This is a genomic window from Microbacterium sp. NPDC055455, assembly GCF_053619935.1.
The window spans coordinates 1,383,228-1,404,758 of record NZ_JBSHLB010000001.1 but is presented as its reverse complement, the minus strand read 5'-3'; the positions used below and the strand labels follow the sequence as shown (position 1 = coordinate 1,404,758).

General features: G+C 71.3%; 19 protein-coding genes. 6 read left to right on the top strand and 13 right to left on the bottom strand.

Annotated features, from left to right (window positions below; all coding sequences use genetic code 11):
* Nucleotides 1-150 precede the first annotated feature (150 nt).
* Nucleotides 151-495 carry a helix-turn-helix domain-containing protein gene (locus ACWGUG_RS06155; protein WP_452324140.1) on the top strand — a complete coding sequence of 115 codons (345 nt, stop codon included), beginning with the start codon at nt 151-153 and terminating at the stop codon, nt 493-495.
* A gap of 73 nt (nt 496-568) precedes the next feature.
* Nucleotides 569-1,813 carry a non-homologous end-joining DNA ligase gene (gene ligD / locus ACWGUG_RS06150; protein WP_452324139.1) on the top strand — a complete coding sequence of 415 codons (1,245 nt, stop codon included), beginning with the start codon at nt 569-571 and terminating at the stop codon, nt 1,811-1,813.
* Between the two features lie 22 nt (nt 1,814-1,835).
* Here ligD and ACWGUG_RS06145 read toward each other — a convergent pair whose 3' ends face one another.
* From ACWGUG_RS06145 to guaB, 12 genes are all read right to left on the bottom strand, one after another.
* On the bottom strand, nt 1,836-2,423 hold the full coding sequence (locus ACWGUG_RS06145) for a ClpP family protease (protein ID WP_336398178.1): 588 nt from the start codon (nt 2,421-2,423) through the stop codon (nt 1,836-1,838).
* On the bottom strand, nt 2,420-3,049 hold the full coding sequence (locus ACWGUG_RS06140; protein ID WP_452324138.1) for a ClpP family protease: 630 nt from the start codon (nt 3,047-3,049) through the stop codon (nt 2,420-2,422). Before ACWGUG_RS06140 ends, ACWGUG_RS06145 begins: the two co-directional genes overlap by 4 nt.
* 236 nt (nt 3,050-3,285) lie before the next feature.
* Nucleotides 3,286-3,867 (bottom strand): GNAT family N-acetyltransferase, encoded by a 582-nt coding sequence (locus ACWGUG_RS06135; protein WP_452324137.1) that lies wholly within the window; start codon nt 3,865-3,867, stop codon nt 3,286-3,288.
* Between the two features lie 145 nt (nt 3,868-4,012).
* On the bottom strand, nt 4,013-5,407 hold the full coding sequence (locus ACWGUG_RS06130; RefSeq protein ID WP_452324136.1) for a glycosyltransferase: 1,395 nt from the start codon (nt 5,405-5,407) through the stop codon (nt 4,013-4,015).
* A 97-nt stretch (nt 5,408-5,504) separates the two neighbouring features.
* Entirely contained in the window at nt 5,505-7,088 is a 1,584-nt protein-coding gene (guaA, locus tag ACWGUG_RS06125; protein WP_452324135.1) for a glutamine-hydrolyzing GMP synthase, read from the bottom strand.
* Entirely contained in the window at nt 7,085-7,606 is a 522-nt protein-coding gene (locus ACWGUG_RS06120) for a DUF3817 domain-containing protein (protein ID WP_336398173.1), read from the bottom strand. Before ACWGUG_RS06120 ends, guaA begins: the two co-directional genes overlap by 4 nt.
* A 9-nt stretch (nt 7,607-7,615) precedes the next feature.
* Nucleotides 7,616-8,437, bottom strand: coding sequence for an SURF1 family protein (locus tag ACWGUG_RS06115; protein ID WP_336398337.1), 822 nt, complete (start codon nt 8,435-8,437; stop codon nt 7,616-7,618).
* A 275-nt stretch (nt 8,438-8,712) separates the two neighbouring features.
* Complete coding sequence (locus ACWGUG_RS06110) at nt 8,713-9,831, bottom strand: GuaB3 family IMP dehydrogenase-related protein (RefSeq protein WP_336398336.1); 1,119 nt, start codon at nt 9,829-9,831, stop codon at nt 8,713-8,715.
* Between the two features lie 874 nt (nt 9,832-10,705).
* Entirely contained in the window at nt 10,706-12,394 is a 1,689-nt protein-coding gene (locus tag ACWGUG_RS06105) for an ABC-F family ATP-binding cassette domain-containing protein (RefSeq protein WP_452324134.1), read from the bottom strand.
* 164 nt (nt 12,395-12,558) lie between these two features.
* Complete coding sequence (locus tag ACWGUG_RS06100; RefSeq protein ID WP_336398171.1) at nt 12,559-12,843, bottom strand: DUF2277 domain-containing protein; 285 nt, start codon at nt 12,841-12,843, stop codon at nt 12,559-12,561.
* Nucleotides 12,844-13,222: 379 nt separating this feature from the next.
* Entirely contained in the window at nt 13,223-13,843 is a 621-nt protein-coding gene (locus tag ACWGUG_RS06095) for a TMEM175 family protein (protein WP_336398170.1), read from the bottom strand.
* Between the two features lie 52 nt (nt 13,844-13,895).
* Nucleotides 13,896-15,398, bottom strand: a complete 1,503-nt coding sequence (gene guaB, locus ACWGUG_RS06090; protein WP_452324133.1) for an IMP dehydrogenase — start codon at nt 15,396-15,398, stop codon at nt 13,896-13,898.
* Between the two features lie 378 nt (nt 15,399-15,776).
* Between guaB and ACWGUG_RS06085 the strand changes: the two genes are divergently transcribed.
* From ACWGUG_RS06085 to ACWGUG_RS06070, 4 genes are all read left to right on the top strand, one after another.
* Complete coding sequence (locus tag ACWGUG_RS06085) at nt 15,777-17,060, top strand: ABC transporter permease subunit (protein ID WP_378884310.1); 1,284 nt, start codon at nt 15,777-15,779, stop codon at nt 17,058-17,060.
* Between the two features lie 10 nt (nt 17,061-17,070).
* The gene (locus ACWGUG_RS06080) at nt 17,071-18,048 is read left to right on the top strand and encodes a branched-chain amino acid ABC transporter permease (RefSeq protein ID WP_336398167.1); all 978 of its coding nucleotides are present in this window, start codon (nt 17,071-17,073) and stop codon (nt 18,046-18,048) included.
* A gap of 97 nt (nt 18,049-18,145) precedes the next feature.
* Nucleotides 18,146-19,093 (top strand): ABC transporter ATP-binding protein, encoded by a 948-nt coding sequence (locus ACWGUG_RS06075; RefSeq protein ID WP_336398335.1) that lies wholly within the window; start codon nt 18,146-18,148, stop codon nt 19,091-19,093.
* 68 nt (nt 19,094-19,161) lie between these two features.
* Entirely contained in the window at nt 19,162-19,884 is a 723-nt protein-coding gene (locus ACWGUG_RS06070; RefSeq protein WP_336398334.1) for an ABC transporter ATP-binding protein, read from the top strand.
* 150 nt (nt 19,885-20,034) lie between these two features.
* Here the strand turns inward: ACWGUG_RS06070 and ACWGUG_RS06065 are convergent, their stop codons facing one another.
* On the bottom strand, nt 20,035-21,300 hold the full coding sequence (locus ACWGUG_RS06065; protein WP_336398166.1) for an ABC transporter substrate-binding protein: 1,266 nt from the start codon (nt 21,298-21,300) through the stop codon (nt 20,035-20,037).
* Nucleotides 21,301-21,531: the final 231 nt, after the last annotated feature.

The window sequence follows — 21,531 nt, the reverse complement described above, 5'->3', positions numbered from 1 at the left end:
GACCGCGCGCACAGGATCGGAGGTTCTGGCCGACCCGCCGCCCGTGGTGGCCGGGCGGCGGCGTGTCGGCCGAGGCATCCGATCCTGCGCACGTTCTGCTGTGGGCGGAACGGCTCGCGACCTGCGCCGCCGGCGTCTTATCGTGACGCCATGGCCGAGATCATCCCGCTGCCGACCGCGCCCGCCTCGAGGTCCGCACCGCGCCACCCCGAGCCGCTCTGGCGAGACGCCCTCGGCGACCGCCTGCGCCGGCTACGCCACGAGCGCGGCGAACGGCTCGCCGACACCGCCGACCGCGCCGGCGTCTCGCCGCAGTACCTGTCCGAGATCGAGCGGGGCATCAAGGAGCCCTCGAGCGAGATGATCGCCGCCGTCGCCGGGGCGCTCGAGGTCACGCTGATCGAGCTCACCGCCGGTGTCGTCGACGACCTCCGGTCGCGGGCGACCGAGCGCGCGGTGGCCGGATGCCGCGCCGCGTACTCGCTGGCCGCCTGAGCCGTCCGGCGCCCCGGCCGGGCGGGGCGTCAACCCCTGGCCGATGTCGCGGGGCGTCGCTAGCGTGGGCCGGGTGACGCCTGCCAAGACGGAAGCCGAGCTCCTCCAGATCGACGGGCACGAGGTGCGCATCTCGAGCCCCGGCAAGATCGTGTTCCCGGATCCCGGCATCACCAAGCTCGACGTGGTGCGGTACTACCTCGCGGTGGCCGAGGGCGCCCTGCGCGGCGCGGGCGGACGCCCCATGGTGCTCAAGCGCTTCCCGAAGGGCATCGACGCCGAGCCGTTCTTCCAGAAGCGCGTGCCCGAGAACCATCCCGACTTCGTCGACACCGCGACGCTGCAGTACGCCCGGGGCACCTCGGCCGAAGAGGCGGTGATCCGGGATGCCGCGGGCCTGGCGTGGGTCGTCAACCTCGGGTGCCTCGACCTCAACCCGCACCCCGTGCGCGCGGAGGACCTCGACCATCCCGACGAGCTGCGCATCGACCTCGACCCGATGCCCGGCGTCGACTGGTCGCAGATCGTCGACGTGGCCTTCGTCGCCCGAGACGTGCTCGACGACGTGGGCCTGGTGGGATGGCCGAAGACGAGCGGGTCGCGCGGCCTGCACATCCTGGTGCGGATCGCGCCCCAGTGGGACTACAAGCAGGTGCGCCTCGCCGCCGAGACGCTCGCGCGCGAGGTCGAGAACCGCGCACCCGGCCTTGCGACGGCCCGCTGGTGGAAGGAGGAGCGCGGCGAGAGCGTGTTCGTCGACTTCAACCAGAACGCGAAGGACCGCACCGTGGCATCCGCGTACTCCATCCGGCCGCTTCCCGACGCGCGCGTGTCGACACCGCTCGACTGGGACGAGGTGCGGGCGCGTCGCCCCGAGGAGTTCACGGTGCTCACCGTGCCGCAGCGCTACGCCGACCTCGGCGACCCGCACGCCGGCATCGACGACGCCGTCGGCACCCTCGACGGCCTGCTGCGCCTGGCCGAGGAGCTGGGTCCCGCCGAGAAGCCGCCACGCGGCGGCGACGGCTCTGGCCGGCGGCAGTCCACGATGCCGCTCATCGAGGTCGCCCGCACCAAGACGAAGCCCGAGGCCACCGCCGCGCTCGACGAGTGGACGAAGCGGCATCCGTCGGTCGCCGCCCAGCTGCACCCCGCCGACGTGATGGTCGACGGGATGCGCGGGTCGAGCTCGCTCTGGTACCGCGTGCGGGTGAACCTGCAGCACGTGCCCGAGTCCGAGCGCCCGCCGCAGGAGGAGCTCATCGCCGACTACGACCCCTGGGAGGGCAAGGTCTGGCCGGGCGCGACCGAGGAGTGAGTGTGCCGGCGGGCGGGCGGGCTCACCGCTCCGCGAGCACGTGGTCGGCGAGCCCGTAGGCCACGGCGTCGGCCGCAGTGAAGACGCGGTCGCGGTCGGTGTCGGCTCGGAGCTTCGCGGCATCCTGCCCGGTGTGCCGCGCGAGGATCTGCTCGACCTCGCCCCGCACGCGCACGAGCTCGTCGGCCTGCAGGATGAGGTCGGGGATCGCGCCCCTCCCCTGGCCGGCCGGCTGATGCAGCACGACGCGCGCGTGGGGCAGCACCGAGCGCTTGCCCGGCGCACCCGCGGCCAGCATCACCGCGCCCACGCCGATCGCCTGCCCCACGACCGTGGTGGCGACATCCGGCCGCACGTGCTGCATCGTGTCGTACACCGCGAGCATCGCCGACGGGTCGCCGCCCTCGCAGTTGATGTAGAGCTGGATGTCACGCTCCGGGGAGTCCGCGTCGAGGTGCAGCAGCTGCGCGATGAGCGCGTTCGCGACGCCGGCGTCGATCCCGGTGCCGAGGTAGACGACGCGCTCCGCGAGCAGGTGCGAGTAGACGTCCATGATGCGATCGCCGCGCGGATGCTGCGCCACGACGTTGGGGATCGCGTACGAGCTCACGCCGCCACCTCCGCCGGGCCGAGGCCGAGCCCGGCCGGACGCCGCCGGCGCGGGACGACCTGCGCGAAGTCCGCGACGACGCCGTCGATGAACCCGTAGTCCTGCGCCTCGGCGGCGGTGTACCAGCGGTCGTGCAGCGAGTCGTCGAAGATGCGCTCGACGCTCTGGCCGGTGTCGTGTGCGATGAGGCCGAGCACGGTGTCGCGCATGTGGCGCAGGTCGTCGGCCTGCACCTCGACCTCCACCGCCGAGCCCCCGATCCCCGCCGAGCCCTGGTGCATGAGGATCCGCGCGTGCGGCAGGGCGCGCCGCTTGCCCTTCGCGCCCGCCGACAGCAGGAACTGCCCGGCACTGCACGCCAGCCCGAGGGCGAGCGTCGCGACGTCGTTGGGGATGAGGTTCATGACGTCGCGGATCGCGAGCATCGAGGGCACCGACCCGCCGGGCGAGTGGATCCACAGCGCGATGTCGGATGCCTCGTCCTCCGCCGCGAGCGCGAGGAGCTGCGTCGCCAGCAGCGTGCCGTTGTCGTCGTCGAGGGGGCCGTCGAGCACGAGCACGCGCTGGTGGAGCAGCTCGCGCCGCGCCTCGGCCCCGAACCGGGGGATTCTGCCTTCGTCTGTCATGCCCCCAGCCTGCGCCGCGCCGGCCGCCGCGGCATCCGTTTCCGCTCCCGGCCGCTCTGCCCTCAGCGGAGCGCCCGCTCAACCCCTTTGACTTGCGCTGTACGCACGCGAAAACCCGGAAACGGCGTACATACAGCGCAAGTGAACCCAGGCGAAGGGGCGGCGTGGCGCGCAAGGGGCGACGGGCGACGGTCAGGGCGGCGAAGGCGTCGCGCCGGGGCTGTCGAAGACGCTGCTCAGGCGAGCCGATGCATCAGCGTGCGCGCGGAGGGAAGCGCCGCGACCGCTGCGAAGCCGTGCCGGTCGAACATGGCGACGGTGCCGGTGGAGAACCCGGCGGGCAGCTCGCCGCCTCGTCTCGAGGTGTCGACGGGGTAGGCCTCGAGAGCGGTCGCTCCGTGCTCGAGGGCGTGGTCGAGGGCCGCCGTCAGGAGCGCCGCGCCGACGCCCGCGCGGCGTCGCGCGGGCGGCACGAGGATGCAGTAGATCGCCCACACACCCGGGTCGTCCGCCGCGTACGGGCTGTGAGCGCGTACGAGTCGGCTCGCCAGGACGTGCCGCACCCGCACGCGCGGCTCGACGCCGCACCAGCCGACGGGCGCGTCCGCGCCGAAGGCGACGAGACCTCGCGGCGGATCGAGACTGCGCACCTGCTCGCGCAGGAGGTCTCGCCGGGATTCGCGGGTGGTGCGGCGCGCGTCCGCATTCTCGAGGATGTGGAACTGGCACAGGCAGTTGCGCGACGAGGCGTCGGCCTGCATCACGGTGTCGACGGCATCCCATCCCGCCTCCGTCGCCGGGAGCACCCGTACGTCCATGGCCCGACGGTACGGCCCCCCACCGACATCGCCGAGCGTCGGAGCGCGGCTCGGCCGGCTCACTTGCGCTGTATGCACACGAGAACCGGAAACGGCCTAGATACAGCGCAAGTGAACCCAGGGGTACGTGCGACGGGGCGACGGGTCAGGGGCGGCGCGGGGGGCGTTCGACGGCGGTGCGGAGGGCGTCGACGAGGGCCGGGCGCACGGCGTCGGGCGTGAAGGCAGCGGCCGCACGGCGCGCCCGGGACGACAGGTCGGCGCGCCGGGCGTCGTCTCGCAGCAGCTCGACGATCGCGGTCGCCAGCGCGTCGACGTCGCCGGGCGGCACCATCACCCCCGCGTCCCCGACCGCTTCGCGGGGGCCGTACCGGACGTCGGTCGACACCACCGGAAGCCCGCGGGCGAGGGCCTCGGCGATCGACAGACCCTGTCCCTCGAACGCGGTGGACGTGACGAACAGCGCCGACCGGTCGAAGATCGCGTCCCGGTCGCTCGTCGAGCCGCGGAGGGTGACGGATGCCGCCACCCCCAGCTCCTCGATCAGCTCCTGCAGCTCGTCCCGCAGCGGGCCCTCGCCGTAGATGTCGAGGCGCGCGTCGGGCAGTTCCGCCGCCACCCGCGCCCAGGCGCGGATCGCGAGGTCGACGCGCTTCTGCGGTGCCAGCCGGTTGAGCATCACGACCCGGAGCGGGTCGCGGGATGCCGCGCCCGGAGGCTCCGCGCCGAGCTCGATCGTGTTCGGCACGACGTTCAAGGTGCCTGGATCGCCGAACCGGGCGGCGATCTCGTCGCGCTGCGCGGCCGTGGGGAACAGCACGGCGTCGTAGCGGTCGACCGTCGAGAGCCACCGCTGCCACATGCCGGTCACGGGGGCGTCGGGATCGTCGTGCGGCGCCGGCAGGTGCGAGTTGTGGACGGTGTGCACCAGCCGCACGCGCGGGTCGTCCCAGTCGACCATCGCCTCGCCGATCTGGCGCGACTCGAGGATCACGACCAGCATCCGGTCGGGATCGCCGGCCGCCGCCCGCCGGGCCTCGGCGATGGCCGTCAGCCATGCGGCGTACAGGCTGCGGAATCCGCGGAGCACGCGGTCGCCGTCCGGGGCGTGAACGATGATCGCGGCACCCGAGAGATGCCAGGTCGGGTCGTCGCGGAACACAGGCAGCGACACGATCGGCCGGCCCGCGGCATCCGTCACCACCCGGTACTCGATGCCGGGATCCGCCGAGTCGGTCGCCGGCGCCCCGGCCGCGAAGAGCCAGGAGGGGTCCGCGACGAGGTCGTCGAAGAGGTTGCGGGCGGATGTGGTGCGCTCGAGCAGACCGGCGTCGACGAACGCCTGCCGCTGCGCGGCGTGCGCCTCGGGCGACGCTCCGTCGACGCTCAGCAGCAGCGGGTCGGCTGCGCCGGCGGATGCCAGCAGCCGCAGGCGGGTAGGCACCGCAACGGCGAAGCCGCCGTCCAGGCCGAGAGCGACGCGGCTGCCGAGCAGCACGTAGTCGGCGTCGGGAAGGGCGTCGTCGGGGGCCGCAGTCACGCGTCCATCCTCCCGCACGGGGCGGGGACGCCGGCACGATCAGGCGACGGAAACGGCGGATGCCCCGAACCGGCGAGGTTCGAGGCATCCGTTCACGTCACTCCCACTCGATGGTCCCCGGCGGCTTCGACGTGACGTCGAGCACGACGCGGTTGACCTCGCGCACCTCGTTCGTGATGCGGTTGGAGATGCGGGAGAGCACGTCGTAGGGCAGGCGCGTCCAGTCCGCGGTCATCGCGTCCTCGGACGACACCGGTCGCAGCACGATCGGGTGGCCGTAGGTGCGGCCGTCGCCCTGCACGCCCACCGAGCGGACGTCGGCCAGGAGCACGACCGGGCACTGCCAGATCTCGCCGTCCAGCCCCGCCCTGGTCAGCTCCTCGCGGGCGATGGCGTCGGCGTCACGCAGGATCTCGAGACGGTCAGCGGTGACCTCACCCACGATCCGGATGCCGAGGCCGGGGCCCGGAAAGGGCTGTCGCGCGACGATCGCCTCCGGGAGGCCGAGTTCGCGCCCGATCGCGCGCACCTCGTCCTTAAAGAGGGTGCGCAGTGGCTCGACGAGCTCGAACTGCAGGTCCTCGGGGAGGCCGCCGACGTTGTGGTGGGACTTGATGTTCGCCGTGCCCGTGCCGCCGCCGGACTCGACCACGTCGGGGTACAGCGTGCCCTGCACGAGGAAGCGAATGGGCTCGCCCTCGGCCGCGGCCTCGGCGACGAGGTCGGCCTGCACCTTCTCGAAGGCGCGGATGAACTCGCGGCCGATGATCTTGCGCTTCTGCTCCGGGTCGCTGACGCCGGCGAGCGCCGACAGGAACTGCTCGCGCGCGTCGACGGTCACCAGGCGCACGCCCGTGGAGGCGACGTAGTCCTGCTCGACCTGCTCGCGCTCGCCCTTGCGGAGGAGACCGTGGTCGACGAACACGGCGACGAGCTGGTCGCCGACGGCCTCGTGCACGAGGGCCGTCGAGACGGCCGAGTCGACGCCGCCCGACAGAGCCGACAGCACGCGGCCCGAGCCGACCTGCGCCCGGATCTTCTCCACCTGCTCGGCGATGACGTTGCCGCTGTTCCAGTCGGCCGGGAGCCCCGCCGCCTTGTGCAGGAAGTTCTCGATGACGTTCTGCCCGTAGTCGGTGTGCTTGACCTCGGGATGCCACTGCACGCCGTAGAAGCGGCGCTCGTCGCTGCCGAACGCGGCGACGGGCGTGGCATCCGTCGACGCGAGCACGTCGAAGCCCTCGGGCGCGCGCGACACCTGGTCGCCGTGGCTCATCCACACGTTCTGCTCGGTGGGCTGACCGGCCAGCAGCACGCCGCCGTCACCGCTGACCGCGGCATCCGTCGCCCCGTACTCGCGCAGGCCGGTGTGCGCGACCTCGCCGCCGAGCGCCTGCGCCATGACCTGGAAGCCGTAGCAGATGCCCAGCGTCGGCACGCCGAGGTCGAACACGCCGGTGTCCAGCGACGGCGCCCCCTCCTCGTACACCGAGGACGGTCCGCCCGAGAGGATGATGCCCACCGGGTTCTTCGCCGCGATGTCCTGGGCGGTCGCGGTGTGCGGCACGATCTCGCTGTAGACGCCGGCCTCGCGCACGCGGCGGGCGATCAGCTGCGCGTACTGCGCACCGAAATCGACGACGAGGACGGGACGCTGGGAGGTCTCGGTCTGTTCGGTCAACGCTGGTTCTCCGTGGGGATCGCGGGGGCGGGGGTCGCAAGTGAGTCGGCGGCGGTCGAGCGCTCGGTGCCCGCGTGCAGCTCCGCCGCCTCGCGCTCGGCGAGATAGGCCTTCACGTCACGGCCGACGCGGGCCTCCATGAAGAACGACAGCAGCGGCACGATGCCGCCGGCGGCGAGCATCGCCAGGCGCCACAGGTTCCAGCGCATGAGGCTCCACACGCGGAAGCACGAGATGAGGTAGACGACGTAGAACCAGCCGTGGGCGACGAGGATGCCCAGCGACAGGTTGAACCCGTCGCCGGTCGATTCGAGACCCGCAGCGGTCTCGACGACCGGCGCGAACCACAGGAGGCCGCCCGATCCGCCGAGGAACAGCTCGTAGCCGAGCGCGTACTTGGCGATCATCTCGGCGACCAGCAGCAGCAGCATGGTGCCCGTGATGACCGAGCAGACCTGGTAGAACCTCAGGGCTCCGCGGATCGCCGGAAAGGAAGCGAGCTTCGGGGCGCGGGGCATGGCCCCAGTCTACCCGCGGGATTCCGTGCGCCCGTCGGGGCCTGTGGCCGTGGCATCCGCCTCGTCGTCGTCCTCGAAGTCCTCGAGCTCCCGCTCCCACGCGTCCTTGGCGAGGCGATACCAGAGGTAGAACGCGAAGCCGGCGAACACGGCCCACTCGACCGCGTAGAAGATGTTGAGCCAGTTGACGCTGGAGGTCTCGGCCGGCGCCGGCGACGAGATCGCCTCGAGTCCGCCGAACGGCTCGTCGGAGGTCAGGTAGGGCCGGTAGACGAACAGCTCCTCGACGTCGTTCCACTGGCCGAGGAGCATCGCCGGCGACATGCGCGTCATCGTCTGCGGGTCGGCCCCGGCGGGCGGCGGCACGGGGCCCTCGTCCGAGATGAGGCGTCCGGTGACGGCGACGGAGCCGAGGGCGGATGCCTCGTCGTCCAGCCTTTCGACGGCGGCGAGCGCGTCGTCCTCCGACGCCGCCCAGCCGAGCGCCACCGCGATGGAGGTCGGCTCGCCCGCTTCCGTCTCGGTCTCGTCCAGCCGCAGCTGGCCCGTGACCCAGTACCCCTCGACGCCGTCGTTGAAGCGCGACTGGACGATCAGGAAATCACCGGGGACGAGCCGGCCGGAGGTCTCGACGCGCTGGCCGACGAGCGGCTCGGGGAGGTACTCCCCCGGCTGGGCGACGTCCGAGAGCGGGCGGACGTCCTCCGTGACGCCGGGCGGCAGCGGGTCGGTGTCGATGGCGCGTCCGAGCTGCCACTGCCCGAGCCACGCGAAGACGCCGGCCACGACCAGGCACAGCAGCAGCATTCCGATCCACGCCGGTCGGAGCATGACCTCCCGCAGCGTCGGAGGGAACGCCTCTGGGGGATCGGTGGGGGCGGCGGGGTCGGGGTGCGCGGGGTCGGCGTCGGGTCCTCCGGGCTCGGAGGGATCGGCGGGGTCGGGGTGCGCGGGGTCGGCGTCGGGTCCTCCGGGCTCGAAGGGATCGGCGGGGTCGACTGGTCCGGCGGGCTCGGCGTCGGGTTGCGGCCGCTCGGCAGCCGGTCGACCCGGCTCCCCGGCTCCGCCGGCCGCGGGGCCCGTCGAAGGGTCGGTCATGGCATCCGTCATCCCGCGGCGTACGGGGCGACGACCACCTCGACGCGCTGGAACTCCTTGAGGTCGGAGTATCCGGTGGTGGCCATCGACTTGCGGAGGGCCCCGATGAGGTTCGCGGTGCCGTCGGCGACGGGCGCCGGGCCGTAGAGGATCTCCTCGAGCGAGGCGACCTGGTCCACCTTCACTCGGCGGCCGCGCGGCAGCTTGGCGTGGTGCGCCTCGGGGCCCCAGTGGAAGCCCCGGCCCGGGGCATCCGTCGCCCGCGCCAGCGCCACCCCGAGCATGACGGCGTCGGCGCCCATCGCGATCGCCTTGACGATGTCGCCCGACGTGCCCACGCCGCCGTCGGCGATGACGTGCACGTAGCGCCCGCCCGACTCGTCGAGGTAGTCGCGCCGCGCCCCGGCGACGTCGGCGACCGCCGTGGCCATGGGGGCGTGCAGCCCGAGTGTGACGCGCGTGGTCGACGCGGCGCCGCCGCCGAAGCCGACGAGGACGCCCGCCGCGCCGGTGCGCATGAGGTGCAGAGCCGCGGTGTACGTCGACGCGCCGCCCACGATGACAGGGACGTCGAGGTCGTAGATGAACTTCTTGAGGTTGAGCGGCTGGTCGACCGACGAGACGTGCTCGGCCGACACCGTGGTGCCGCGGATGACGAAGAGGTCGACACCGGCGGCGACGACGGTCTCGTAGAGCTCCTGGGTGCGCTGGGGGGTGAGCGCGCCGGCGACGGTGACGCCCGCGGCGCGGATCTCGGCGAGCCGGTCGCGCACCAGCTCGGGCTTGATGGGCTCGGCGTACAGCTCCTGCATGCGGCGGGTCGCGGCGGCCTTCTCGAGGCCGGCGATCTCGGCCAGCAGCGGCTCGGGGTCGTCGTAGCGGGTCCACAGGCCCTCGAGGTCGAGCACGCCCAGGCCGCCGAGCTGGCCGAGCATGATGGCCGTGCGCGGGCTCACGACCGAGTCCATCGGGGCGCCCAGCACCGGGATGTCGAAGCTGAAGGCATCGATCGTCCACGCGGTCGAGACGTCCTCGGGGTTGCGGGTGCGCCGCGAGGGCACCACCGCGATGTCGTCGAACGTGTAGGCGCGGCGTGCGCGCTTGGCCCGGCCGAGCTCCATGTCCATGCTCACCCGACCAGCCTACCGGGCGGGCTTCCCGCCGCCCGAAGCCCCCGGTCGCGGTAGGTCTTCCTCCCGGGTTTTGGGGCGCGCCGCGCGCGTTCGCCTCGGGTTTGGGGCTCGCCGCGCGCGTTCACCTCCGGGTTTGGGGCGCGCCGCGCGCGTTCACCTCGGGTTTGGGGCGCGCCGCGCGCGTTCACCCCGGGTTTGGGGCGCGCCGCGCGCGTTCACCCCAGGTTTGGGGCGCGCCGCGCGCGTTCGGGGCGTACGCGGTGCGCCCCGAACGGGCGTGAGGCGCCCCAAACCCGGCGGGGTGAGGTCGGGGCCGGGACTGGCGCGGATGACGGATGCCGCGGGGCGAGGCATCCGTCACTCGCGCGCGGATCCGGAAACCGGAGTTGTGCACCGTTTCCGGAGCGCACGGCCGCGTCCGATCCGGAAAGCGGCCGGAAGTCCGAATTCCGGATCCGGGAACCGAGCGAGTGGAAGGCGGCCAGGTCCGCCGCCCTGTAATGCGGGATGACGGATGCCGCGGGGCGAGGCATCCGTCACCGCGCCTGGATCCGGAAACCGGAGTTGTGCACCGTTTCCGGCGCGCACGGCCGCGTCCGATCCGGAAAGCGGCCGGAAGTCCGAATTCCGGATCCGATAATCAGGCGAGAGGACCGTCCACCAGCCCCTTGCCCCGGTCGGGACCCGCCGGGCTCTCGCAACCATTCCCGGGGTTTGGGGCGCGCCGCGCGCATCTGGGGCGTACGCGGTGCGCCCCAACCGGACGTGATGCGCCCCAACCCGGCGAAGGTTAGGTCGCCAACCCGGGAGAGGTGAGGTCGGGGCGACGACGGAGGCGGGTGACGGATGCCGCGACCCGAGGCATCCGTCACCGCGCACGCGCGACGCGCGCCTCGTCCCACACCGGCTCGCCGGACTCGAACACCCGGCCGTCCGCCCCGAAGACCAGGAAGCGGTCGAACGACTTCGCCAGCCACCGGTCGTGCGTCACCGCGAGGACGGTCCCCTCGAAGCGGGCGAGCGCATCCTGCAGCGCCTCGGCCGAGACGAGGTCGAGGTTGTCGGTCGGCTCGTCCAGCAGCAGCAGCGTCGCGCCGGACAGCTCGAGCAGCAGGATCTGGAAGCGCGCCTGCTGCCCGCCCGACAGGCTGCCGAACGCCTGCTCGGCCTGCGCCACGAGCCCGTAGCGGTCGAGCGCGCCGGATGCCGCCTCCCGCGGGAGCCCGGACCGCGCGTCCTCGCCGCGGTGCAGGATGTCCAGCAGCGTGCGGCCTTCGAACTCCGGATGACGGTGCGTCTGCGCGAACCAGCCCGGGACGACGCGCGCCCCGAGCACCGCGCGCCCCGTGTGCGAGACCGGCGCGAGCGCGGCGCCGGTCGTCGTCACATGTCCGAGCCGGCCGTCGGGGTCGGTGCCGCCGCGGGCGAGCAGCCGCAGGAAGTGCGACTTGCCCGAGCCGTTCGAGCCGAGCACCGCGACGCGGTCGCCGAACCACACCTCGAGGTCGAACGGCTTCATGAGCCCGGTGAGCTCGAGCTGCTCGGCCACCACCGCGCGACGGCCGGTGCGCGACCCTCGCAGGCGGACGTCCAGCTCCTGCTGCCGCGGACGCTCCTGCGGCGGCCCCGCCTCCTCGAACTTTCGCAGCCGCGTCTGGGCCGCACGGTAGCGGGAGGTGAAGCTGTCGTTGGCGGTGGCCTTGACCTTGAGCGTCGCGACGAGCTCCTTCAGCTTCGCGTGCTGCTCGTCCCAGCGCCGCCGCAGCTCGTCGAGGCGCGCCATCCGGTCCTCCCGCGCACGGTGGTAGGTGCCGAACCCGCCGCCGTGCACCCACGCCGTGCTCCCGGCGCCGCCCGCCTCGAGCGTCACGATCCGGTCGGCGGCACGCGCGAGCAGCTCCCGGTCGTGCGACACCAGCAGCACCGTCTTCGCGGTCTCGCGCAGACGCTCCTCGAGCCACCGCTTGCCCGGGACGTCGAGGTAGTTGTCGGGCTCGTCCAGCAGCAGGACCTGGTCGGGCCCGCGCAGCAGCGCCTCCAGCGCGAGCCGCTTCTGCTCGCCGCCGGAGAGCGTGGCCAGCTCGCGGAACCGGGCACGGGAGAACGGGATGCCGAGGGCCGCCGTCGTGCACGTGTCCCAGACGGTCTCGTACTCGTAGCCGCCGGCCTCGGCGTAGTCGGCGATGGCGCCCGCGTACCGCATCTGCGTGTCGAGGTCGTCCTGCTCGATGATCGCCGCCTCGGCGTCCTCGAGCTCGCGCGCGGCGCGGCGCACCCGATCGGGGGCGACCGCGATCAGCAGATCGTGCACCGTCTGCCCCGGCTCGCCGTGGCCGACGAACTGGTCCATGACGCCGAGCCCGCCATCGATCGAGACGACGCCCGAGAGCGCCGGGGTCTCGCCGCGGATGATGCGCAGCAGCGTGGTCTTGCCCGCGCCGTTCTGCCCGATGAGCGCGGTCGTCGACCCCTCGCCGACCCGGAACGAGACCTCGTCGAGGAGCGGCCGGCCGTCCGGCAGCGCATACGAGACGGCGGCGATGTCGATGTACCCCACGGTGTTCCTTCACTGCTCCGCGGGACCGGGCGTTCCGGTGGGGAGCCGACCAGACTACCGCAGGACTCCGGTGCGGCTCAGGCCCCCGGCCGCCTCAGCACGCCGGCCGCCCCCGGCCGCCTCAACACCCCGGCCGGCCACGGCCGCCTCAGGCCGCGGCCGCCTCAGGCCGCGGGTGCGGCGTAGCGGCCGGACTTGATCGCCCGTTCCCGTGCCTTGGCCGCTTCGACCTCGCGATTCTTGGGCGGGGCGGTGGCGACGAGATCGTCGAGGAGGTGCTGGGTCACGTGGGCGATGTCGTGCACCGCGCGGTCGAACGCGTCTTGGTTCGCCTTCGAGGGCTTCGTGGTGCCCGCGATCTTGCGCACGTACTGGAGCGCGGCCGCGTGCACCTCGTCGGAGCTCGCCGCCGGCTCGAAGTTGTGGAGCGTGTGGATGTTCCGGCACATGCCCCCGACGATACGCCGCGCCCCAGACGGCGGCCAAGGGGCGGCATCCCCCGATCAAACGGCATCGAGATCGCACCATCTCGCCGAGATCACACGTCGCGGGCGCCGACAACGTGCGCTTTCGACGAGATCACACGATCTCGACGGATGCCGCGACCCGACGCGCTAGCGACGAGATCCCAGATGTCGACGGACGCCGCGCCCCGGACGGCGGCCAAGGGGCGGCATCCCCCGATCAGACGGCGCCGAGATCGCGCCCTCTCGCCGAGATCACACGTCGCGGGCGCCAACAACGTGCGTTCTCGACGAGATCACACGATCTCGACGGATGGCCGGCGACAGAGAGTCGACGGATGCCGCCGCGACCCGACGTGCTCGGTCAACCCTTGCCGCGCAGCAGGCGGGTGAGCGGCCCGTCGACGAGGAACAGCAGGAACGCCGCCGAGCCGATCCAGGGCGCCAACGCCACGACGGCGCCCGAGATGAGCAGCGCGCTCAGCGAGCCGCGGCCCCACGCGACCGCCTCGTCGTGCGACATGTCGGGGAGCATGACCTCGTGCCGCCGCACCGCCCATCCCCACTGCAGCCAGCTGAAGAGGATCGCGAGGAAGAAGGCGATCGGCATCGCGAGCCTGCCGGCGAGGTACTCGGAGTACTCGGTCGTCAGATTCGTCGCGAACGGCACGAGCACGATGAACAGCAGCCGCGCGTTGTTGAGCCACACCATCGTGGCGTCCACGCGCGCGACGTGCTCGAACTGCTGCACGTGCACCATCCACATCAGGCACAGCAGCACGAAGCTCAGCGCGAAGTTGAGGAAGAGCTCCCACATGCCGCCGACGGCCGCCCACATCTCGGCGTCGGAGCCGACGTCGCCGAGCGAGTGCTGCGTGAGGTCGAGGACGAGCAGCGTGGCCGCGATCGCGAACACCCCGTCGGTGAAGGCCTCCAGCCGCGTGGTGCGCTGCGTCGCGGCGGCGTGCACGCGCTGTCTGATCATGCCGACAGGCTAGCGACTGCGGCGGCCGGCGGACGGATGCCTCGAAGAGGCGTCACCTCTTGTAGTTGGGCGCTTCCACGACGATCTGGACGTCGTGGGGGTGGGACTCCTTGAGGCCCGCGGCCGTGATGCGCACGAACTTCCCCTTGGCCTTGAGCTCCTCGACGGTGCGGGCGCCAACGTAGAACATCGACTGACGCAGGCCGCCGACCAGCTGGTAGGCGACCGCCGAGACCGGGCCGCGGTACGCGACCTGACCCTCGATGCCCTCGGGGATCAGCTTGTCGTCGCTGGGGACGTCGGCCTGGAAGTAGCGGTCCTTCGAGTAGGACGTCTTCTTGCCGCGCGTCTGGAGGGCGCCGAGGGATCCCATGCCGCGGTACTGCTTGAACTGCTTGCCGCCCTGGAACACGATCTCGCCCGGCGACTCGTCGGTGCCGGCCAGGAGGGAGCCGAGCATGACGGTGTCGGCACCGGCGACGAGCGCCTTGGCGATGTCGCCGGAGTACTGCAGGCCGCCGTCGGCGATGACCGGGACGCCCGCCTCGCGCGCGGCGAGGGCTGCCTCGTAGATCGCGGTCACCTGGGGCACGCCGACGCCGGCGACCACGCGGGTGGTGCAGATGGAGCCCGGGCCCACGCCGACCTTGACGGCGTCCACGCCGGCGTCGACGAGCGCCTGCGCGCCCTCGCGCGTGGCGACGTTGCCGCCGATCACGTCGATGTGGGCGAACGACGCGTCGCCCTTCAGGCGGCGCACCATGTCGATGACGCCGGCCGACTGGCCGTTCGCGGTGTCGACCACGATGACGTCCACGCCCGCGTCGCGCAGCGCCTCTGCGCGCTGCCACGCGTCGCCGAAGAACCCGATCGCCGCGCCGACCCGGAGGCGGCCCTGCTCGTCCTTGGTGGCGAGCGGGTACTTCTCGCTCTTGTCGAAGTCCTTGATGGTGATGAGGCCCGCGAGCGTGCCGTCGTCGTCGATGAGCGGCAGCTTCTCGACGCGGTGCCGCGCGAAGAGGGCGATGACCTCGCCGGCGCTGATGCCGACGCGGCCGGTGACGAGGTTCTCGCTCGTCATGACGTCGCGCACCTTGGTGGTCTGGCGCTCGAAGCCCGACACGAACCGCATGTCGCGGTTGGTGACGATGCCGACGAGGCGGCCGCCGTCGTCGACCACCGGGAGACCCGAGATGCGGTAGGTCGCGCAGAGCGTGTTGACCTCTTCGATCGTCGCGTCCGGCGTCGTCGTGATGGGGTCGGTGATCATGCCCGACTCGCTGCGCTTGACGCGGTCGACCATCGACGCCTGCTCCTCGATGGAGAGGTTGCGGTGGATGATGCCGAGCCCGCCCTCGCGGGCGATGGCGATGGCCAGACGCGCCTCGGTGACCGTGTCCATCGCCGCCGAGAGCAGCGGCGTGGCGACCGTGATGCGACGCGTCACGCGGGACGACGTGTCGGCCTCGCTCGGGATCACGTCGGTGTGGCCGGGCAGCAGCAGCACATCGTCGTAGGTCAGTCCGACGAAGCCGAAGGGGTCGTTGTGCTCCATGGGGTCTCCTGCGCGCTCGGCGCGTTCTCTCGGGTGTGGACGACGACGGCCGGTGCGCTCGTGACGCTCCGCCTTCGATTCTAAGCGTCCCGCGGGACCGATTCATTCCCCGCGAGAACGGCACGCGCGCCCCGCGCGCGCGAGCGCACGCGCGTCCCGCGGGCCTCGATTCCGATCGGGTCACGTATCCACAGGTGACCGTAGGCGAAACAGCGCCGACACATTACAGTCGTAGCGTCGTTCATCACGGCCGATGCGACCCGAGCTTCGGTGTCCGCGTGGTGCCGAACTGGAGGTTTTGTGGGTCCTTCGACTGCGATCACGATCAGCAGCCGCCGCTGGATCGTTCTGCTCTTCGGACTGCTGATGGCGGCGGGCATGGTCTTCCTGTCCACCCCCACCGGCGCGCACGCGGACGCCCCCGACACCCCGGGCGCCGACCAGGAGCAGACCGACTACTACTTCGGCGGCGTCGTCACCTTCGAGGGCGAGCCCGTCGAGGGCGTGACGATGTCCATCGAGGGGGGCGGTTTCGACGCCGAGACCGTCACCAACGCCGAGGGCCGCTGGCGCCTGTACGTCCCCGAGAAGGACGACTACGTCCTCACCATCGAGGAGGACACCCTCCCCGAGGGCGTCATCGTCGACCCGGAGCAGCTGCCCGAAGGCACGCAGCCCATCGAGGGCACGAGCGGATCGTTCGAGGTGACGTTCGGCCTGACCAACAGCAAGATCCTCAACCTCTTCCTCGGCGAGGGCGAGCGCGTCGTGGCGACGCAGTTCGACCGGGTCGTCGCACTCGTGATCAACGGCCTGAACTTCGGCCTCCTCCTCGCGCTCGCATCGATCGGCGTCTCGCTGATCTTCGGCACGACGGGCCTGACGAACTTCGCCCACGCCGAGATGGTCACCTTCGGTGCCATCGTGGCGCTCGTCTTCGGCACGTTCCTGACGTGGCCGATGTGGATCGTCATCCCGCTGGTGCTCGTGTTCGGCGCGGCCTTCGGGTGGGGCTTGGACGCGGGACTGTGGCGCCCGCTGCGACGGCGCGGCCTGGGCCTGGTGCAGCTGATGATCGTCAGCATCGGCCTGTCGCTCGCGCTGCGCTACACCTTCCAGTTCTTCATCGGCGGCACGAGCTATCAGCTTCCGGGCGCCGGCGCGGCGAAGATCCGCATCATCGGCCCGGTCTCGCTCTCGGTGATCGACATGGCCTCGATGGGCATCAGCATCGTGGTGATCGTCGCCGTCGCGTTCTGGCTCGTGCGCACGCGCGTCGGCAAGGCGACGCGGGCCATCTCGGACAACCCCGGACTCGCCGCGGCCTCCGGCATCGACGTCGACGGGGTCATCCGCATCGTGTGGATGATGTCGGCGGCGCTGGCCGCCCTCGCCGGCGTGCTGTGGGCCTACTTCCGCCCGGGCGTCCGGTGGGACATGGGCGTGCAGATCCTGCTGCTGATCTTCGCCGCGGTCACCCTCGGCGGTCTCGGCACGGCGTTCGGCGCCCTGATCGGCTCGATCATCGTGGGTCTGCTCGTGGAGATCTCCACGCTGTGGCTGCCTCCCGACCTGAAGTACGTGGGCGCGCTGGCCGTGCTCATCCTCGTGCTGCTGGTCAGACCACAGGGAATCCTGGGTCGCAAGGAACGAGTGGGTTAGGGGCCGCGAGATGGATTGGGGACAGATCTTCAACAACACCGCGAGCTGGTTCTTTCAGCCGACGACCATCGCGTACGCGCTGGCTGCCACCGGCCTCGCCGTCCACTTCGGCTACGCGGGCCTGCTCAACTTCGGCATGGCGGGGTTCATGGCGATCGGGGCGTACTCGTACGCGATCTCGATCCTGAGCTTCGGCCTGCCGTGGTGGGTGGGAATCCTGATCGGGATGCTGGGCGCCGTCGTGTTCGCCTTCATCCTCGGTATCCCGACGCTGCGACTGCGCGCGGACTACCTGGCCATCGTGACGATCGCGGCCGCCGAGATCGTGCGTCTGCTGTTCACCACCACGGTGTTCGACGAGTACACGAACTCGGCGGACGGCCTGGGCGGGTACCACGCCGGCTTCCGGGCCGCGAACCCGTTCCCCGAGGGCACCTACGGCTTCGGCCCGTGGACGTGGACGGCCGACCAGCTGTGGGTGCGCGTGTTCGGCGCCCTCCTGCTCGCGATCGCGATCTACCTGGTGTGGGCGCTCATGCGCAGCCCGTGGGGGCGCGTGCTGAAGGGCATCCGCGAGGACGAGGACGCGGTGCGGTCGCTCGGCAAGAACGTCTTCGCCTACAAGATGCAGGCGCTCATCATCGGCGGCATCTTCGGTGCGCTGGGCGGTGTGGTCTTCGCACTCCCCTCGGCCGTGATCCCCGCCACCTATACGACGTCACTGACGTTCTTCCTGTGGACGATCCTGCTCCTCGGCGGCGCGGCGACGGTCTTCGGCCCGGCGGTCGGCTCGGTCATCTTCTGGGTCATCATGGCGTTCCTCGACAACGTCCTGCCGGCACTGGCCAGCGAGGGCATCCTGCCGATGACGCCGATCCAAGCCGGCATCCTGCGGTTCATCCTCGTGGGTGTCGCGCTGATGCTGATCGTGATCTTCCGCCCGCAGGGCATCTTCGGAAACAAGAGGGAGCTGACCTTTGTCAAGTAACCCGCCCATCACGCCCGAGCCGGCGCCGCAGGGTCCGGACGCCGTCCCGCCGGTCCCCCCGGCCGGCACCGGCGCGGTCCCCACCGCGACCGGTTCCATCCGGCGCCCGAAGACCGGCGGACTCGCCAAGGGCGACCCCGTCCCGGGTGTCGCCAAGAGCGACCCGATCCTCATCGTCGACGGCGTGACGCGCCGGTTCGGCGGCCTCACCGCTGTCGACGTCGACCACCTCGAGATCCCCCGCAACGCCATCACGGCGCTCATCGGCCCCAATGGCGCCGGCAAGACGACGCTGTTCAACCTGCTGTGCGGCTTCGACAAGCCGAACTCGGGTGCATGGTCGTTCGACGGCAAGCAGCTGGCCGGCATCCCCTCGTTCAAGGTGGCCCGCATGGGCCAGGTGCGCACGTTCCAGCTGACCAAGTCGCTGTCGCTGCTCACCGTGCTCGAGAACATGAAGCTCGGCGCCACGGCCCAGAAGGGAGAGAACATCTGGGCCAGCATCGTCCCGGCGCTCTGGCGCAAGCAGGACGACGGCATCGAAGAGAAGGCGCGTGAGCTGCTGGCGCGCTTCAAGCTCGACGCGAAGGCCGACGACTACGCCGCGTCGCTCTCCGGCGGTCAGCGCAAGCTGCTCGAGATGGCGCGCGCTCTCATGAGCGACCCGACGCTGGTGATGCTGGACGAGCCGATGGCCGGCGTGAACCCCGCGCTGACGGAGTCGCTACTCGACCACATCCTCGACCTGAAGGACCTCGGCATGACGGTGCTCTTCGTCGAGCACGACATGCACATGGTGCGCCACATCGCCGACTGGGTCGTCGTGATGGCCGAGGGCAAGGTCGTCGCCGAGGGACCGCCCGACACGGTGATGGAGGACCAGGCGGTGATCGACGCGTACCTCGGCAGCCACCAGGACGTCGATCTGGGCGTGGTCACCGGCCGCGTCGCCGGCGAGCTCGACACCTCCGCCGTCCAGCTGCTCGAAGAGATCCGCGAGGCCGAGGAGGCCTCGATCCACGAGGCCGAGGAGGAGTCCAAGTGAGCGCATCGACGGGCGCAGGGTCGCCGACCGCCGCGGGCGCCACCGCGGAGGCGGCCAAGACCGACCGCATCGTGGTGGAGGTCAAGGACCTCACGGCCGGGTACCTGCCCGGCATCAACATCATCAACGGCGCCAACCTGGTCGCCCGGAAGGGTGAGCTGATCGGCATCATCGGCCCGAACGGCGCCGGCAAGTCGACGCTGCTGAAGGCCATCTTCGGCATGGTGAAGGTGCGCGACGGAGACATCACCGTCGACGGCGAGAGCGTGGTCGGGCTGAAGTCCGACAAGCTCGTGCAGCGCGGCGTCGGCTTCGTGCCGCAGACCAACAACGTCTTCCCCTCGCTCAGCATCGAGGAGAACCTGCAGATGGGCCTGTACCAGCGCCCGAAGGTGTACGCCGAGCGCCTGGAGTTCGTCACCGGCATCTTCGCCGAACTGGGCAAGCGCCTCAAGCAGCGGGCCGGCTCGCTCTCCGGCGGTGAGCGGCAGATGGTCGCGATGTCGCGCGCGCTCATGATGGACCCGTCGGTGCTGCTGCTGGACGAGCCCTCGGCCGGTCTGTCGCCCGTGCGCCAGGACGACGCGTTCATCCGCGTCTCCGACATCAACAAGGCGGGGGTGACGACCATCATGGTCGAGCAGAACGCCCGTCGCTGCCTGCAGATCTGCGACCGCGGCTACGTCCTCGACCAGGGCCGCGACGCGTACCACGGCACCGGCCGCGAACTGCTGAACGATCCGAAGGTCGTCGGCCTCTACCTCGGCACGCTGGGCACCGAGGGGCACTGACTCCGCACCTGCACCAGGAATCGGAGCGGATGCCTCGGAGAGAGGCATCCGCTCCACTTCTTCGTGTGCGCGCGGCATCCCGGCCACTGGGGCGACAACGGCAGAGGGCCCCGGATCGCTCCGGGGCCCTCTGGTGTCGACTGACCCGAATCAGTTGATGCGGGTGTGCGTGTTGTCGGCGCCGTACTCGAAGATGCCGATCGACGCCTCGGTCGGGTCGCCGTTCTCGTCGAACGTGACGTTGCCCGAGTAGCCGTCGTAGTCGGCGGTGCCGCCGTCGAGGATGATGTCGGCGCACTCCTCGAACGAGGTGCACTTCTCACCCTCGCCGCTGCCGCCCGAGACCTCCTGCAGCTTGCCGGCGATGTCGGCCGGGTCGTTGGAGTTGGCTGCGAGTGCGGCCAGCGCCAGGAGCACGACGGCGTCGTACGACTCAGCGGCGTAGTTGAGGTCGGCGAGCTCTTCGTTGCCCTCGCCGGTCCACCACTCGTTGAGGCGCTCGATGAAGTCGTCCTCGAGAGCGGGTCCGGGCTGCGTGCCCTTCGAGCCCTCGATGCTCACCGGCATCTCGTCGCCCCACTGGCTGGTGTTGCCGTCGACGAAGTAGAAGTTGCCTCCGTCGAAGCCCTCCGCCACGATGGCCGGCACGATCGTCGAGGTCTCGACGAAGCCGATCACGGCGATCGCGTCGGGGCTCTCGGCGAGCACCGCGCTGACCTGCGCGTCGAACGTGGTGTCGGTCGCGTTGTACGCCTGGCTGGCGACGACCTCTCCACCGGCGGCCTCGAAGTTCTCGGTCAGCGCCGCCTCGAGACCCGTGCCGTACGCGTCGTTGAGGTAGATGATGCCGAGGCTCTGGTGGCCGTCCTCGGCGATCAGGTTGCCGAGCACCTCACCCTGGAGCAGGTCGCTGGGAGCGGTGCGCCAGTAGAGGTTGTCGTCGTCCCACGTGGTGAAGTCCGGCGAGGTGTTGGCCGGGGAGAACGTGATGACGCCCGCGGCGACCGCCTGGTCGAGGAACAGCTTGGTTACACCGGACGAGGCGGCGCCGATGAGCGCCTGAACGTCGTTGCCCAGCAGGCGCGGGACGGTGGTCTCGTAGGCCTTGTTGTCGGGGTCGCCCGAGTCGCCGAACTCCACGTCGACCGTGATGCTCTTGGCGGCCTCGTTGATGTCGGCCGCGGCGAGGCCGACACCGGCCTCCTCGGGCGGGCCGAGGAACGCCAGGGCTCCGGTCTGCGGAAGGACCGTGCCGATGTTCAGCGAGAGTTCCTCGCGGTCCTCGCTGGGGGCACTGGTCTCGCCTCCGCCGGTGTCACCGCCGCCGGTGCAACCGGCGAGGACGAGGGCGCTGGCGCCGGCGAGCGCGATGCCACCGAGGACGGTGGCCTTGCGCGAGCGGGTGAAGACGCTCATGTTGCTCCTTGCTGTATGTATGTGGGCGCGGCTCGGGCGCCCGACCCAATGCGATAAACCTAACCGCGCCGGAGGGCGCGCAGTGTTGCCATTCGTTAACGATGTGTAACGCGTGTGACCGGGGCATTCCGTTCCGATAACGGCCCGCGGCGCCACCATACCCCCCAGCGGTATAGACTGGCCACCGAGGTACCCCACAGGGGTATCACCGACCGGTTCCAAGAGAGGGAA